Consider the following 15,857-nt stretch of genomic DNA (forward strand, 5'->3'; position numbering starts at 1 on the left):
ATTACTGCGACAGATAATGCCGACGGTGCAATATTTGCACCATTTCGACGCGTTTTGCCCTCGAACAGGGCGTAAAGGACCGATAAATTTCGCGAGCGATCACAATTCCAGAATTATATTTGGCATGTGCATACTCTTTCTTGTTTTCGTGCGGCAAAGCGCCGCTTGTCGTGAAAATATTCACTATTTATGCATTAACAGTGAATAACTCCATATTGTAACTCATTGATATTGTGTTGCCCAAATCCGTTTATGCATTTTTATCGCTGGCTGGCACGAACGCTGCAATCTACATTCACAGTGCAAACACTCAATTATTTAACATTTAAACAACCTTTTATTTACCGGATGAGGTCGCTATGTCTCTGTCAGTTACGCGTGAAAATTTCGATGAATGGATGATGCCGGTATACGCTCCGGCGGCTTTTATTCCGGTACGTGGGGAGGGCTCTCGCCTGTGGGATCAGCAGGGCAAAGAGTATATCGACTTTGCGGGTGGGATTGCGGTGAATGCGCTGGGGCATGCAAACCCGGCGCTGCGGCAGGCGCTGAATGATCAGGCGGCGAAATTCTGGCATACCGGCAACGGTTATACCAACGAACCGGCGTTGCGTCTGGCGAAGAAGCTGATCGACGCCACTTTCGCAGAAAAAGTCTTTTTCTGTAACTCCGGCGCGGAAGCGAACGAAGCGGCGCTGAAGCTGGCGCGCAAATATGCGCACGATAAATTCGGCCCGCACAAGAGCGGCATCGTAGCCTTTAAAAATGCCTTCCATGGCCGCACGCTGTTTACCGTCAGTGCGGGTGGTCAGCCCTCATATTCTCAGGATTTTGCGCCGCTGCCGCCGGATATCCGTCATGCGGCGTATAACGATTTACACTCTGCCAGCGAGCTGATTGACGACACCACCTGTGCGGTGATTGTCGAGCCCATGCAGGGGGAAGGCGGCGTCATGCCCGCCCAGAAAGCGTTCCTGCAAGGGCTGCGCGAGCTGTGCGATCGGCATAACGCGGTCCTGATTTTTGACGAAGTCCAGACCGGCGTGGGCCGCACGGGTGAGCTGTACGCCTACATGCACTATGGCGTGACCCCGGATGTGCTTTCAACAGCCAAAGCGCTCGGCGGCGGCTTCCCGGTGGGGGCGATGCTGACCACCGATACATTCGCCAGCGTGATGACCGTGGGCACCCATGGCACCACTTACGGCGGTAACCCGCTGGCAACCGCTGTCGCCGGACAGGTGCTGGATATCATCAACACTCCTGAGGTGCTTAGCGGCGTGAAGCAGCGTCACCAGTGGTTTGTTGAGCGTCTTACCGCCATCAATAACCAGACCGGCATGTTCAAAGAGATCCGCGGTCTGGGGCTGTTGATAGGTTGTGAGCTTGCCCCTGAGTTTGCTGGCAAAGCGAAGCTGATTTCACAGGAAGCGGCAAAGCAGGGCGTGATGGTGTTGATTGCCGGCGCTAACGTGGTGCGGTTTGCCCCTGCGCTGATCGTCAGTGAGGAAGAGGTCAGAACCGGGTTAGATCGTTTTGCGCTGGCCTGCGAACAGGTGAAGTCCGGGGTGTCATCATGATGGTCATCCGTCCCGTTGCGCACGGCGATCTCGCCGGGCTTATGCAGCTTGCCGGTAAGACAGGGGGCGGGCTGACCTCGCTGCCTGCCGATGAAAAAACGCTGTCGGCGCGCATTGAGCGCGCCCTGCAAACCTGGCAGGGGACGTTGCCAAAAAGCGAACAGGGCTATGTGTTCGTGCTGGAAGAGACCGACACGGGAACCGTGGCGGGGATTTGCGCCATCGAGGTGGCCGTCGGGCTCAACGATCCGTGGTACAACTACCGCGTCGGCACGATGGTCCACGCCTCGAAAGAGTTGAACGTCTACAACGCGCTGCCGACGCTCTTTCTTTGTAATGACCATACCGGCGCCAGCGAACTCTGCACCCTGTTTCTCGATCCGGACTGGCGCAAAGAGGGTAACGGTTATCTGCTCTCCAAATCGCGCTTCATGTTTATGGCCGCCTTTCGCGACCGCTTCAACGAAAAAGTGGTCGCGGAGATGCGCGGCGTAATTGATGAGACGGGCTACTCGCCGTTCTGGGAGAGCCTGGGCGAACGCTTCTTCTCCATGGAATTCAGCCGGGCGGATTACCTGTGCGGTACCGGTCAGAAGGCGTTTATCGCCGAGTTAATGCCGAAGCATCCTATTTATACCCATTTCTTAACGCCGGAAGCGCAGGCGGTGATCGGCGAAGTTCACCCGCAAACCGCTCCGGCCCGTGCAGTGCTGGAGAAAGAGGGTTTTCGCTACCGTAATTACGTCGACATCTTTGACGGCGGTCCGACGCTGGAATGCGACATTGACCGCGTACGCGCCATCCGTAAAAGCCGCCTGGTTGAGGTTTCAGAAGGCCAGCCCGCGCCGGGCGAGTGGCCAGCCTGTCTTGTCTCGAACGAGAATTACGCAAACTTCCGCGCCATGCTGGTGCGAACCAACCCAACATGCGAGCGTCTGGTACTGACGGCTGCGCAACTGGATGCCCTGAAATGTAACGCTGGCGACACGGTTCGCCTGGTGCGGCTCTGCCCTGAGGAGAAAACAGCATGACTCTATGGATTAACGGTGACTGGGTAACGGGCGAAGGTGATGCGCGGACAAAAACTAACCCGGTCGGCCAGGAGGTGCTCTGGTCGGGGAGCGACGCCAGCGCCGGGCAGGTTGAGCAGGCCTGCCAGGCTGCACGCCGCGCGTTTCCGGCATGGGCGAAACGGCCATTCTCCGAGCGCCAGGCGCTGGTTGAGAAATTTGCTGCGCTGCTGGAGGCCAATAAAGTCGAGCTGACCCGCATCATTGCCTGCGAAACCAGCAAGCCGCGCTGGGAGGCAACAACCGAAGTGACGGCGATGATCAATAAAATCGGTATATCGGTGAAGGCGTACCATGCCCGCACCGGTGAGCAGCATACCGGGATGCCGGACGGCGCCGCCACGCTGCGCCACCGTCCGCACGGGGTGTTGGCGGTGTTTGGCCCGTACAACTTCCCCGGGCATCTGCCGAACGGGCATATTGTGCCTGCGCTGCTGGCGGGAAATACCGTTATCTTCAAGCCGAGTGAGTTAACCCCCTTAACCGGAGAAGCGGTGGTAAAACTCTGGGAGCAGGCAGGGCTGCCGCCGGGCGTGCTGAATCTGGTGCAGGGCGGGCGTGAAACCGGTCAGGCGCTGAGTGCGCTGAGCGACATTGACGGTCTGCTGTTTACCGGCAGTGCCGGAACGGGTTATCAGCTGCATCGTCAGCTGGCGGGGCAGCCGGAAAAAATTCTGGCGCTGGAGATGGGTGGCAACAACCCGCTGATTGTGGAAGATCCGGATGATATCGATGCTGCGGTCCACCTGACCATTCAGTCGGCATTCATTACCGCCGGACAGCGCTGCACCTGCGCCCGCCGCCTGCTGGTTAAACGCGGCGCGCAGGGGGATGCGTTTCTTAAGCGTCTGGTGGAGGTGAGCGGGCGTCTGGTTCCCGCGAAATGGGATACCGAGCCGCAGCCGTTTATCGGCGGGCTGATCTCCGGGCAGGCGGCGCTGAACGTGCTGAAAGCGTGGCAGGAGCACGTGGCGCGCGGGGCGAAAACCCTGCTGGAGCCGAAGCTGGTTCTGCCGGGCACATCGCTGCTGACGCCGGGGATTATTGAGATGAGTGCGACGAGCAACGTGCCGGATGAAGAGGTCTTTGGCCCGCTGCTGTGCGTCTGGCGCTATGACGATTTTGCATCGGCGATCGAGATGGCCAACAACACCCGCTACGGCCTGTCGAGCGGCCTGATATCCCCGCATCGCGAGAAATTCGACCAGCTGCTGCTGGAAGCGCGCGCCGGGATCGTGAACTGGAACAAACCGCTGACCGGCGCGGCGAGCACCGCGCCGTTTGGTGGCGTAGGGGCATCGGGCAACCATCGCGCCAGCGCCTGGTATGCCGCCGATTACTGCGCGTGGCCGATGGCAAGCCTGGAAACCCCGGCGCTGACGCTGCCGGAGACGTTGAATCCGGGGCTGGATTTTACAGAGGGTGACGCCCATGAAAGCGCGTGAGGTTAACTTTGACGGACTGGTGGGGCTGACGCACCACTATGCCGGGCTGTCGTTCGGCAATGAAGCTTCGACGAAGCACCGTTTCCAGGTCTCGAACCCGAAGCTGGCGGCCAAGCAGGGGCTATTGAAAATGAAGGCGCTGTCCGATGCCGGTTTCCCGCAGGCGGTAATCCCGCCGCAGGAGCGGCCGAACGTGGCCGTGCTGCGCCAGCTGGGCTTCAGCGGTACGGATGAACAGGTGGTTGAAAAAGCCGGTACGCAGTCCCCACAGCTGCTTTCCGCGGCCAGTTCAGCCTCTTCAATGTGGGTAGCGAATGCCGCCACCGTCGCGCCGTCGGCGGATACGCTGGACGGCAAAGTGCATCTGACCGTCGCTAACCTGAACAACAAATTCCACCGCGCCAGCGAAGCGGAGACCACCGGGCGCGTGCTGCGCGCCATTTTTAATCATGATGCGCATTTTGAGGTGCATTCGGCGCTGCCGCAGGTCGCGATGTTTGGCGACGAAGGGGCGGCAAACCACAACCGTCTGGGTGGCGATTACGGCGATCCAGGCTTGCAGCTGTTTATCTATGGACGGGAAGAGGGCGGCCACGCCGCGCCGGTTCGTTATCCGGCGAGACAAACCTTAGCCGCAAGCCAGGCGGTTGCACGGCTGAACCAGGTTAATCCTACTCAGGTGATTTTTGCCCAGCAAAATCCGCAGGTGATCGACCAGGGCGTGTTTCATAACGACGTGATTGCCGTTTCCAACCGTCAGGTGCTGTTCTGCCACGAGCAGGCGTTTGCCCGTCAGGAAAAGTTGCTTGCCACGCTGCGCGAACGCGTGCCGGGATTTATGCCGATTCAGGTGCCCACGCAGGCGGTAAGCGTGCAGGATGCGGTCGAAACGTATCTGTTCAACAGCCAGCTGCTGAGCCGGGATGACGGCAGCATGATGCTGGTGCTGCCGCAGGAGTCCCGCAACCATCAGGGTGTCTGGCGCTATCTCAGCGAACTGGTGCAGGCGGATAACCCGATTGATGAACTGCGCGTGTTTGATCTGCGGGAAAGTATGGCTAACGGCGGGGGACCGGCGTGCCTGCGACTGCGCGTGGTGTTAACGCCGGAGGAAATGCAGGCCGTGAATCCGTCGGTGATGATGAACGACACGCTGTTCAATACCCTCAATGACTGGGTGGACCGCTACTATCGTGACCGTCTGGTTCAGGCCGATCTGGTTGATCCGCAGCTGCTGCGCGAAGGCCGCGAGGCGCTGGATGCATTATCGACCATCCTGCAACTGGGATCGGTTTATCCGTTCCAGCGCTAAGGAGACGATATGGAAAACTTTCTGGCGCTGACGCTGGCTGAAGAGACACCGGAGCGGCACGAGGGGGAAGGCCCTTCGTTCCACTGGCGATGGCTGGGGCCGGGCGTGCTTGAACTGACGCCGACGGGGCAATATAACCTGTCGCTGCTGCTTTCTACCGGCATTCACGGGAATGAAACCGCGCCTGTGGAGATTGTCGATCTGTTGCTGCGCGCGCTGTATCGCGCAGAGATCACGCTGCACTGTCGTCTGCTGGTGGTACTGGGAAATCCGCCTGCGCTGGCGCAAAACAAACGGTATCTCGTGAGCGACATCAACCGAATGTTTGGCGGCCGCTGGGCGCAATTTCCACAGAGTGATGAAACGACACGTGCGCAATGGCTGGAGAAGGTGGTCACGGCGTTTTTTGCCGGGGCGGGGGAAACGCGCTGGCACCTCGATCTGCATACCGCCATCCGCGCCTCGTACCACGTACGTTTTGGCGTGTTACCGCAGCGCCATCAGCCGTGGGATGAGGCGTTTCTGACCTGGCTTGGCGACGCGGGACTGGAAGCGCTGGTTTTCCACCAGACGCCGGGCGGTACGTTTACCCACTTCACCTGCGAGAATTTCGGCGCGCTGTCCTGCACGCTGGAGCTGGGAAAAGCGCTGCCGTTCGGGCAAAACGACCTGACGCGTTTTGCCCCTACGCATCGGGCGCTTCGGGCGTTGCTCGCAGGGGTTGCGCCGGAACCCACCCGGGAACCCGTCGTGCGCTATCGGGTCGTACAGCAGATCACGCGTCAAAGCGAAGCTTTCCAGCTTCATATGGCTCCCCATACGCTGAACTTCACGCCGTTTCGCCAGGGCGTCCTGCTGGCGGAAGATGGTGAGACGCGTTATGCGGTACAGAACCCCACGGAATATGTTTTATTTCCTAACCCGTCAGTCGCGTTTGGTTTACGAGCCGGGTTGATGCTGGAAAAAATGCCCTGATCGTCTCCCCTCGCGCAGACCGGAGGGGAAACGAAGAATTAATTTCTTAACGTTAAAAGCGCTCTGGTAGTGTTTGCGGAATATTCCTGGAGAATTGCTTTATTATTAAACGGTACTTCGCTATACTCCTCCACAATCTCTTTAAAATCATCCTGTTGAATATTTTTGTTTCATCTCTCCACGCTTTTTCCTTAATTTCTCCATAATTGGCGAAAACGTGTTTTTTATACTTTCATTGTTTTACCGTTGCTCTGACTAATTGACGATAAACCCCGTAAAGTTAATCTCGTCAACACGGCATAGCGCCGAAGAATAACTGAAAGTAAGGAAAGACATTATGCGTAAATTAACTGCACTGTTTGTTGCCTCTACCCTGGCTCTGGGCGCTACCAGCATGGCGTTCGCCGCCGATACCGCGACCACTACCGCCGCGCCGGCAGAAGGCAAAATGATGATGCATCATAAAGGCAAGCCGGGTATGCATCATGAGATGATGATGTTTAAAGATCTGAACCTGACCGATGCGCAGAAGCAGCAGATCCGCGACATCAGGAAAAGTCAGCGTGACCAGATGAAACGTCCTCCGCTGGAAGAGCGCCGCGCGATGCATGACATCATTGCCAGCGACAGCTTCGACAAAGCAAAAGCAGAAGCGCAGATCGACAAAATGGCCGAGCAGCATAAAGCGCGCATGCTGGCCCACATGGAAACCCAGAACAAGATTTACAACATTCTGACGCCGGAACAGAAAAAGCAATTTAATGCCAATTTTGAGAAGCGTCTGACAGAACGTGCAGCGCCGGAAGGTAAAATGCCTGCACCAGCCGAATAATCGGTTCACTCTCTTAAGACCGCCGGGCTCCTGTCTACACAAGCGAAAACGCTGTGGACAGGACCGGCGGTTTTTCTTTTGCCCCATGCCTAAGGTCTGGCCTTACCGTTGCCGATAATACGTCTGTGAAAATGCCCTGGCGCACGGTGCGTCCTTCAGGAGTGGTCATGGAATTCTTTGATATCCGTAAAATACCCGTCAGTCTCTGGCGTAACGGCGCGGGCGAGACGCGTGAGATTTGCTGTTTCCCTCCCGCGACGCGGGATTTTTCCTGGCGGGCCAGCATCGCCTCCATCGCCAGTAACGGCGAATTCTCCGCGTTTCCGGGCGTTGACCGGGTGATTACGCTGCTGGAAGGAGGCGAGGTGACGCTGGATGCGGGGAGGGCGTTTTGCCATACCCTGAAACACCATCAGCCTTACGGCTTTGCGGGCGATTTGACGGTGAAAGCCGTGCTCACGGAGGGGCAGATGTCAATGGATTTCAATGTCATGACCCGACGGGAGCACTGCCAGGCAAAAGTGCGCGTTGCTACCCGGACGTTCACTACCTTCGCATCACGTGGTGGCGTGGCGTTCGTATTAAGCGGCGCCTGGCAACTGGGCGATAAATTACTGACCGCCGATCAGGGCGCCAGCTGGCAAGAGGGCAGCCATACCCTCCGTCTACTGGAAACGAAGGGGTCGCTGCTGTTCAGTGAAATTACCTGGCTGCCGGGTCATTGAGCATGACTATCTCATATTTACCGGTTAACAGCGGCTTACAGAGAATTTTGTAGCCATCCTGATCGAACCCGGCAGGTGTGCGCAGCAGGGCGGCAGCGTCATCCAGACTTTCAACCGCGCCAAGCCAGAGCCAGTTGCGGATGACGTGATAGTGCGTCATCGCATCGCGGGTCTCTTTCAACGCCACCGCGCCTTCCCACGGCCAGCAGTTGACGCTGATTGAGGCCAGGCCAGCCATAAATCGGGCATGATGTTCTTCAACGCTCTCTTTTCCACAACACGCCCCGGCGCAGCGTTTCAACGCGGAGCGGAAACAGGCGCGACCGCGGGTAGTCGCTTCCAGTCCTAACAGGCCGTAACAAAGCTGTAATTCATCAGCAAGGGATTGCAGAGTTTGCAGTGCGGCACGTTTGTTGGCAAACAGACCGTAAAGATTCGGTTCATGCGAAAAATCCACTTCCCGGGCATAAACGACCTGCGGTTTTCCCGCGTTAACCTGCAAGGAACACAGCTGGCGGTTGCGGCGCAGGCGTTTGTTAAACAGCGGCTGCTGTTCCTTGATGAGCCGGGCTTCGAGCAGAAGCGCGCCCAGTTCACCTGCCGTCTCGATCCAGGTGATCCGCCGGGACTGTCTGAGCATCGATGCTTCGTCCGGCGTACGCAGGTGCGACATCACCCGACTGCGGATATTTACGCTTTTGCCGATATAGAGCGGCATGGTGTCGCTGTCGCCGTGGAAGAAATAGACGCCAGGCTGTTTAGGCAGCGCCTCAAGCCAGGGGCGAAGATGCTCGGGATATTCGTAGATAGCCGCCGCTTCAAACTCAAGACGCGGGGCGGATTGACGCCTGCTCACATACTGCTCCATATACTGTTCAGGCATACAGTGTAGCAGGTGTTTGGTGGTTAAAAAAGAGCCGGGTGGCGGCTACGCCTTACCCGGCCTGCAAAACTGAGTTACCGTTTTGCTTTTACTTTTTCCAGAAATCATCAAACACCGTAATGGGTGGACGGCGTTTGTGCTCGGTTTTCAGATACCAGCCTTCAATAATTTTTGCGGTACCTTCGTCGAGCGTTTTGCCTTCCAGATAATCATCGATGTTGTCATAGGTCACACCCAGCGCGGCTTCATCCGGCAGGGAAGGGCGATCGTCTTCCAGGTCTGCCGTTGGCGCCTTCTTATACAGGTGCTCCGGGCAGCCCAACGCCGCCAGCAGTTGCTTACCCTGACGCTTGTTCAGGCGGAAGAGGGGGTTGATGTCCGTGCCGCCATCGCCGTATTTGGTGAAGAAACCGGTGATGGCTTCCGCGGCGTGGTCGGTGCCGACGACGACCCCTTTGGTCATCCCTGCGATACTGTACTGCGCTTTCATGCGCTCACGGGCTTTCTCGTTGCCACGAACAAAATCGCTCAGTTCAATACCGGCTTCACGCAAGGCCTGCTCGCTTGCCAGCACCGAACCTTTAATATTCACGGTTAGAACTCGGTCCGGCTGAATAAAGGCGATCGCATCCTGACAGTCCTGCTCGTCGGCCTGCACGCCATACGGCAGACGTACGGCAATAAATTGCAGTGCGGTGTCACCGGTCTCGTCACGAAGCTCGGTGATGGCCATCTGGCTTAGTTTACCGGCCAGAGTGGAGTCCTGACCGCCGCTGATACCCAGTACCAGCGTCTTCAGGAAAGGGTGTGCGGACAGGTAAGCTTTCAAAAAATCAACGCTACGACGGATCTCTTCATTGGCATTAATCGCAGGTTTCGCGCCCAGCGCCTGAATAATTTCTTGTTGCAGAGCCATTACGCCCTCCCTATGCAGAACCAAACAGAAAGTGTGATCTGTTAAAACTAACCCTTTGTCGGGGAAACGACAAGGATCACAGTTTTGAGTGTACTGTTTTACAGCGATTTAGCAGCTTATCGTTGTTTTATTAGAATTTTCCGAAATTCGTCTGGCGTAACTCGCAAAGTTGAACAATAGTAATTTTTATCCCATGCTTAGTTAACACGCTGATAAACAAGAGGACGGAATATGAACAAGAACGTAGCAGGAATTTTAAGCGCAGCGGCGGTACTGACTATGCTGGCTGGGTGTACAGCTTACGATCGCACCACAGATCAGTTCACACAGCCAGTGGTAAAAGACGTCAAAAAAGGCATGACGCGTTCCCAGGTTGCAGCCATTGCCGGTAAACCTTCTTCAGAAGTCACTATGATCCACGCGCGTGGCACCTGCCAGACCTATATTCTGGGTCAACGTAATGGTAAGGCAGAAACCTACTTTGTCGCCCTGGATGATACCGGTCACGTGATCAATTCGGGTTACCAGACCTGCGCTGAATACGACACCGATCCACAGGCACCTAAGGCGCAGTAACCGCGCTTGCCTGAAAGTGTTAACAAACCGGCCTGATGGCCGGTTTTTTTATGCATACGTAAATCTTATTTCTTAGCGCGAAATATTTGCCTGAAATGTGAAGGTAGTCAACAAGCCAGGTCAATGAGAGACAATTTGAGTCTATCCAGAATTATCCCCTCCCTGTACCATTGCGTATACTCACTTCAACGACAAACAATGTTCAGCACACTGCCCGTCAGCCAGGATAGCGAGTCGAGTGATAGCGCGACGGCGGTCAGACCAATAAGAGGGAAATTATCATGGAAAAGAAACATATCTACTTGTTCTGCTCTGCGGGCATGTCCACTTCGCTGCTGGTTTCAAAAATGCGCGCGCAGGCCGAAAAATATGAAGTCCCTGTGGTGATTGAGGCGTTTCCGGAAACGCTGGCGGGCGAAAAGGGTCAGACAGCAGATGTAATTTTACTCGGGCCGCAAATCGCTTATATGCTGCCAGAAATTCAACGTTTGCTCCCTAATAAGCCGGTCGAAGTGATCGATTCCGTTTTATACGGCAAGATTGATGGTTTAGGTGTATTAAAAGCTGCTGTTGCGGCGATTAAAAAAGCTGCTAATTAATTTTTTATTTTTCCCGTCAAAGAGTTATTTCACACACAATACGCCGTAACGGTCGTTGCGGCATTTAAGGGTATTTTCCTATGAGTAAAGTCATCGCTTCACTTGAAAAGGTACTCCTTCCTTTTGCTGTTAAAATAGGAAAGCAGCCTCACGTTAATGCCATTAAGAACGGCTTTATTAAATTAATGCCGTTGACATTAGCCGGGGCAATGTTCGTTTTAATTAACAACGTTTTTCTCAGCTTTGGAGAAGGTTCCTTTTTTTATTCATTAGGAATTAGGTTAGATGCTTCCACTATTGAAACCCTTAATGGTTTAAAAGCCATTGGCGGCAACGTATACAACGGCACGTTGGGTATTATGTCGCTAATGGCGCCTTTCTTTATTGGAATGGCCCTGGCGGAAGAGCGTAAGGTGGATCCGCTGGCGGCGGGCTTACTGTCCATTGCCGCGTTTATGACCGTCACGCCGTACAGCGTGGGCGACGCTTACGCCGTGGGCGCCAACTGGCTGGGTGGGGCAAACATCATTTCCGGTATTATTATCGGACTGGTGGTGGCCGAAATGTTCACCTTTATTATTCGCCGCAACTGGGTTATCCGCTTGCCGGATAGCGTTCCGGCCTCCGTTTCTCGTTCATTTTCCGCGTTGATACCGGGCTTCATTATTCTCTCCATCATGGGGATTATTGCCTGGGCGCTCTCTCACTGGGGGACTAACTTCCACCAGATCATTATGGACTCTATCTCAACGCCGCTGGCGTCGATGGGTAGCGTGGTCGGTTGGGCGTATGTCATCTTTACCTCCCTGCTGTGGTTCTTCGGCGTGCATGGTTCACTGGCACTGGCGGCGCTGGACAGCGGTATTATGACCCCGTGGGCACTGGAAAACGTCGCGCTTTACCAGCAGTACGGCTCCGTCGATGCGGCGCTGGCGGCCGGTAAAACCTTCCATGTGTGGGCGAAGCCGATGCTTGACTCCTATATCTTCCTGGGCGGTACCGGGGCGACGCTGGGTCTGATCATCGCGGTCTTTATTGTCTCTCGCCGCGCCGACCATCGTCAGGTTGCGAAGCTGGCCCTGCCGTCAGGCATCTTCCAGATTAACGAGCCGATCCTGTTTGGTCTGCCAATTATCATGAACCCGGTGATGTTCATTCCATTCATCCTGGTTCAGCCGCTGCTGGCCGCGATTACGCTGACGGCGTATTACCTGGGCATTATCCCGCCGGTGACCAACATTGCGCCGTGGACGATGCCAGCTGGTCTGGGCGCGTTCTTCAACACCAACGGTAGCGTGGCCGCCTTCCTGCTGGCGATATTCAACCTCGGGATTGCAACCCTGCTCTACATGCCGTTCGTGGCGATTGCGAACAAGGCTGCAACGGTTATCGATGAAGAAGAGAGCGAGGAGGATATCGCCCTCGCACTGAAATTCTAAAATTGCACGGCGCGGGGCAACCCGCGCCAGCGTAAAGGAGCTTAAAGATGTTAGATTTAGAGAGTATCGTTGCCGAAGAAACCGCAGTGAACGATTTGGAAGAGGTGGTGATGGGGCTCATCATCAATTCCGGGCAGGCGCGAAGCCTGGCGTATTCGGCGCTTAAGCAGGCTAAGCAGGGCGATTTTGTTGCCGCGAAAACCATGATGGAGCAGTCCCGTACGGCGTTAAACGAAGCGCATCTGGTGCAGACGAAACTCATCGAAAGCGACCAGGGCGAAGGAAAGATGAAAGTGAGTCTGGTGCTGGTACATGCGCAGGATCACCTGATGACCTCCATGCTGGCGCGCGAGATGGTAGCGGAGCTCATTGAGCTTCACGAGAAGATGCAGTAAGTCTGAACAGGCACCAGGAGGTCAGCACGATGGAAATCAAAACCGCACATGAGCAGCAGCTGTTTAATGGCAAGAATTTTCACGTGGTGATTTACAACAAAACGGAGAGCGCCAGCGGTCTGCACCAGCATGACTACTACGAGTTCACGATTGTTCTGACCGGCCGCTACTATCAGGAGATTAACGGTAAGCGCGTCCTGCTTGAGCGTGGCGATTTCGTCTTCCTGCCGATGGGGTCCTATCACCAGAGCTTTTATGAGTTTGGTGCGACGCGCATTCTTAACGTAGGGGTGAGCAGGCGTTTCTTCGAGAAGCACTATCTGCCGCTGGTTCCGTTCTGCTTTGTGGCGTCACAGGTGTATCGCGTTAAAAATGAGTTTATGACCTGGATTGAAACGGTTATCGCCTCGCTGAATTTCCGCGACAATGAATTTGATGAATTTATTGAAACCGTGACGTTCTACGTCATGAACCGTCTTCGCCATCACCGTGAAGAACAGCAGGTGGTGGATGATATTCCTCAGTGGCTGCGCAGTACCGTGGAGCTGATGCACGACAAAGGACAGTTCAGCGATAACGCCCTGGAAAACATGGTGGCGCTGTCGGGTAAATCGCAGGAATATTTAACGCGCGCCACGCAGCGCTATTACCGTAAAACGCCTGTTCAAATTATTAATGAAATCCGCATCAATTTTGCCAAAAAACAGCTGGAAATTACTAACTACTCTGTCACCGATATCGCTTATGAATCGGGTTACAGCAGCCCCAGCCTGTTTATTAAAACCTTTAAGAAAATGACTTCATTCACACCGAACAGTTACCGCAAAAATTTAACGGTAATTAATTAACTTTCGGCGGTTATCCGCCAGGAATATTGACGTAATGGCTTGCCCAAATAGCGGGAAGAGTACGCTATACCTTGCAGGCGATTACCCTGATAAGCTAAGGGAGAGTTTATGCAAAAGAAATTAAAAGTGGTAACCATTGGTGGCGGCAGCAGCTATACCCCGGAATTACTTGAAGGTTTCCTGAAACGTTATCATGAATTACCGGTCAGCGAATTATGGCTGGTGGATGTTGAAGAAGGTCAGGAGAAGCTAAATATTATTTTTGAACTGTGCAAACGCATGGTTGAAAAAGCAGGCGTGCCTTTAACCGTGCATAAAACGCTGGATCGCCGCCTGGCGCTGAAAGATGCTGACTTCGTGACCACCCAGCTGCGCGTCGGCCAGCTGAAGGCGCGTGAGCTGGACGAGCGTATTCCGCTGAGCCACGGTTATCTGGGCCAGGAAACCAACGGGGCTGGTGGCCTGTTTAAAGGTCTGCGTACTATTCCGGTCATTTTTGACATCATTAAAGACGTGGAGGAGATCTGCCCGAACGCGTGGGTGATTAACTTTACCAACCCGGCCGGGATGGTCACCGAGGCAGTCTATCGTCACACCGGTTTCAAACGCTTTATCGGCGTCTGCAATATTCCGATCGGCATGAAGATGTTCATCCGCGATGTGCTGGCGCTAACCGATAACGATGAATTGTCCATTGACCTGTTCGGCCTGAACCACATGGTCTTTATCAAAGATGTGATTGTGAACGGGCAATCGCGCTTTGCGGAACTGCTTGATGGCGTTGCCTCTGGTCGCCTGACCGCGGCCTCGGTGAAAAACATCTTCGATCTGCCGTTCAGCGAAGGGCTGATCCGCTCCCTGAATCTGCTGCCGTGCTCGTATCTGCTTTACTACTTCAAGCAGAAAGAGATGCTGGCGATTGAAATGGGCGAATACTACAAAGGTGGCGCACGCGCTCAGGTTGTGCAGAAAGTAGAGAAGCAGCTTTTTGATTTGTATAAAGATCCGAACCTGAACGTCAAACCGAAAGAGCTTGAGCAGCGCGGTGGGGCATACTATTCAGATGCCGCGTGTGAAGTGATCAACGCCATTTACAATGACAAGCAGGCCGAGCACTATGTGAACGTTCCGCATCATGGGCACATCGACAATATCCCGGCAGACTGGGCCGTAGAGATGACCTGCATCCTTGGGCGCGAGGGTGCAAAACCGCATCCCCGCATTACCCACTTCGACGATAAGGTGATGGGCCTGATTCACACCATCAAAGGCTTTGAAGTGGCGGCGAGCAATGCGGCCCTGAGCGGCGAGCTGAATGACGTGCTGCTGGCGCTGAACCTGAGCCCGCTGGTGCATTCTGACCGTGACGCTGAAAAACTCGCGAGTGAGATGATCCTGGCGCATGAGAAATGGCTGCCAAACTTTGCTGCAACGGTTGAGAAACTGAAACTCACACACCGTTAAGAGGAGGCGCGATGGAAAACCTGCTGATCGTCAATGCCGATGATTTCGGCCTGTCAAAAGGGCAGAACTACGGCATTATCGAAGCCTGTCGCCGGGGCGTCGTGACCTCTACAACAGCGCTCATCAACGGTGAGGCGGTGGAACATGCGGCGCAGCTAAGCCGTGAGCTGCCCGAACTGGGCGTGGGCATGCACTTTGTGCTGACGCTTGGGTTGCCCCTTTCACCGATGCCGGGGCTGACGCGCGACGGACAACTGGGTAAATGGATTTGGGAAATGGCGGAGCAGGACGCTCTGCCGCTCGATGAGATTGCCCGCGAGCTGGACTGCCAGTTTAACCGCTTTGTGGATGTGTTTGGCCGCGAGCCCACCCATATCGACAGTCATCATCATGTGCATATGATCCCGGCGATTTTCCCGCTTGTGGCAGAATTTGCCCAACGTAAAGGCGTGGCGATGCGCGTGGATCGGGAGGTGCGCGGACTGCCGGACGTTGCGGTGACGTCAACGGAGGGGTTCAGCAGCGCATTTTATGGCGACGATATCGACGAAGCGCTGTTCCTGAAGGTGCTGGATGCCTCCGCCGCAAAAGGGGAGCGCTCGCTTGAGGTAATGGCGCATCCGGCGTTTGTCGATAACATCGTACGTAAGAGCGCCTACTGCTGGCCGCGTCTGGCGGAACTGGACGTGCTAACGTCGGCGTCGTTGAAGTATGCGATTGCCGAGCGTGGGTATCGTCTGGGGACGTTCAGGGATTTGTGAGCAAAATAAAGCCCGGGGACGGCTTCGCCTTACCGGG

Annotated in this window: 16 protein-coding genes; 14 read left to right on the forward strand and 2 right to left on the reverse strand. The window is 55.2% G+C overall.

Translation table 11 applies throughout. From position 1 onward, the window contains the following. The first annotated feature begins 359 nt into the window (after positions 1 to 359). From INF86_RS16665 to ves, 7 genes are all read left to right on the forward strand, one after another. Entirely contained in the window at positions 360 to 1,580 is a 1,221-nt protein-coding gene (locus tag INF86_RS16665; RefSeq protein ID WP_022647809.1) for an aspartate aminotransferase family protein, read from the forward strand. Then, a complete protein-coding gene (gene astA / locus INF86_RS16670) occupies positions 1,577 to 2,611 on the forward strand; it encodes an arginine N-succinyltransferase (protein ID WP_022647810.1) in 1,035 nt (344 codons plus the stop codon). Before INF86_RS16665 ends, astA begins: the two co-directional genes overlap by 4 nt. Further along, positions 2,608 to 4,095, forward strand: coding sequence for a succinylglutamate-semialdehyde dehydrogenase (gene astD / locus INF86_RS16675; RefSeq protein WP_023299901.1), 1,488 nt, complete (start codon positions 2,608 to 2,610; stop codon positions 4,093 to 4,095). The genes astA and astD overlap by 4 nt, the downstream gene beginning before the upstream one ends. Further along, the gene (gene astB / locus INF86_RS16680) at positions 4,082 to 5,407 is read left to right on the forward strand and encodes an N-succinylarginine dihydrolase (RefSeq protein ID WP_171936025.1); all 1,326 of its coding nucleotides are present in this window, start codon (positions 4,082 to 4,084) and stop codon (positions 5,405 to 5,407) included. Before astD ends, astB begins: the two co-directional genes overlap by 14 nt. A gap of 9 nt (positions 5,408 to 5,416) precedes the next feature. Further along, positions 5,417 to 6,382, forward strand: coding sequence for a succinylglutamate desuccinylase (gene astE, locus INF86_RS16685; protein ID WP_171936026.1), 966 nt, complete (start codon positions 5,417 to 5,419; stop codon positions 6,380 to 6,382). A 337-nt stretch (positions 6,383 to 6,719) separates the two neighbouring features. Beyond that, on the forward strand, positions 6,720 to 7,214 hold the full coding sequence (gene spy / locus INF86_RS16690; protein ID WP_022647814.1) for an ATP-independent periplasmic protein-refolding chaperone Spy: 495 nt from the start codon (positions 6,720 to 6,722) through the stop codon (positions 7,212 to 7,214). Positions 7,215 to 7,381: 167 nt separating this feature from the next. Further along, entirely contained in the window at positions 7,382 to 7,939 is a 558-nt protein-coding gene (gene ves, locus INF86_RS16695) for an environmental stress-induced protein Ves (protein WP_022647815.1), read from the forward strand. On the opposite strand, the gene cho is transcribed toward ves, so the two are convergent. Both cho and nadE read right to left on the reverse strand, forming a co-directional pair. Continuing rightward, complete coding sequence (cho, locus tag INF86_RS16700; protein WP_032624399.1) at positions 7,917 to 8,795, reverse strand: excinuclease Cho; 879 nt, start codon at positions 8,793 to 8,795, stop codon at positions 7,917 to 7,919. The two genes, ves and cho, sit on opposite strands and share 23 nt — an antisense overlap. A gap of 115 nt (positions 8,796 to 8,910) precedes the next feature. Continuing rightward, positions 8,911 to 9,738 carry an ammonia-dependent NAD(+) synthetase gene (nadE, locus tag INF86_RS16705; RefSeq protein WP_022647817.1) on the reverse strand — a complete coding sequence of 276 codons (828 nt, stop codon included), beginning with the start codon at positions 9,736 to 9,738 and terminating at the stop codon, positions 8,911 to 8,913. A gap of 231 nt (positions 9,739 to 9,969) precedes the next feature. Here nadE and osmE point away from each other — a divergent pair, with 231 nt between their 5' ends. The 7 genes from osmE to chbG all read left to right on the forward strand — a co-directional run bounded on the left by osmE (position 9,970) and on the right by chbG (position 15,820). Next, the gene (gene osmE / locus INF86_RS16710) at positions 9,970 to 10,314 is read left to right on the forward strand and encodes an osmotically-inducible lipoprotein OsmE (protein ID WP_022647818.1); all 345 of its coding nucleotides are present in this window, start codon (positions 9,970 to 9,972) and stop codon (positions 10,312 to 10,314) included. A gap of 275 nt (positions 10,315 to 10,589) precedes the next feature. After that, the gene (gene chbB, locus INF86_RS16715) at positions 10,590 to 10,913 is read left to right on the forward strand and encodes a PTS N,N'-diacetylchitobiose transporter subunit IIB (RefSeq protein ID WP_225303350.1); all 324 of its coding nucleotides are present in this window, start codon (positions 10,590 to 10,592) and stop codon (positions 10,911 to 10,913) included. Positions 10,914 to 10,993: 80 nt separating this feature from the next. After that, entirely contained in the window at positions 10,994 to 12,352 is a 1,359-nt protein-coding gene (gene chbC / locus INF86_RS16720) for a PTS N,N'-diacetylchitobiose transporter subunit IIC (RefSeq protein ID WP_017384664.1), read from the forward strand. 47 nt (positions 12,353 to 12,399) lie between these two features. Beyond that, positions 12,400 to 12,747, forward strand: coding sequence for a PTS N,N'-diacetylchitobiose transporter subunit IIA (gene chbA, locus INF86_RS16725; RefSeq protein ID WP_063150463.1), 348 nt, complete (start codon positions 12,400 to 12,402; stop codon positions 12,745 to 12,747). 2 nt (positions 12,748 to 12,749) lie between these two features. Beyond that, on the forward strand, positions 12,750 to 13,595 hold the full coding sequence (gene chbR / locus INF86_RS16730; RefSeq protein WP_255248587.1) for a transcriptional regulator ChbR: 846 nt from the start codon (positions 12,750 to 12,752) through the stop codon (positions 13,593 to 13,595). 108 nt (positions 13,596 to 13,703) lie between these two features. Further along, positions 13,704 to 15,059: a 6-phospho-beta-glucosidase gene (locus INF86_RS16735; protein ID WP_022647822.1), complete on the forward strand. Its 1,356-nt coding sequence runs from the start codon at positions 13,704 to 13,706 to the stop codon at positions 15,057 to 15,059. Positions 15,060 to 15,070: 11 nt separating this feature from the next. Next, entirely contained in the window at positions 15,071 to 15,820 is a 750-nt protein-coding gene (gene chbG / locus INF86_RS16740; protein ID WP_045307974.1) for a chitin disaccharide deacetylase, read from the forward strand. Positions 15,821 to 15,857: the final 37 nt, after the last annotated feature.

It is taken from the genome of Enterobacter cloacae complex sp. I1M (assembly GCF_014982425.1).
Taxonomy (GTDB): Bacteria; Pseudomonadota; Gammaproteobacteria; order Enterobacterales; family Enterobacteriaceae; genus Enterobacter; species Enterobacter intestinihominis.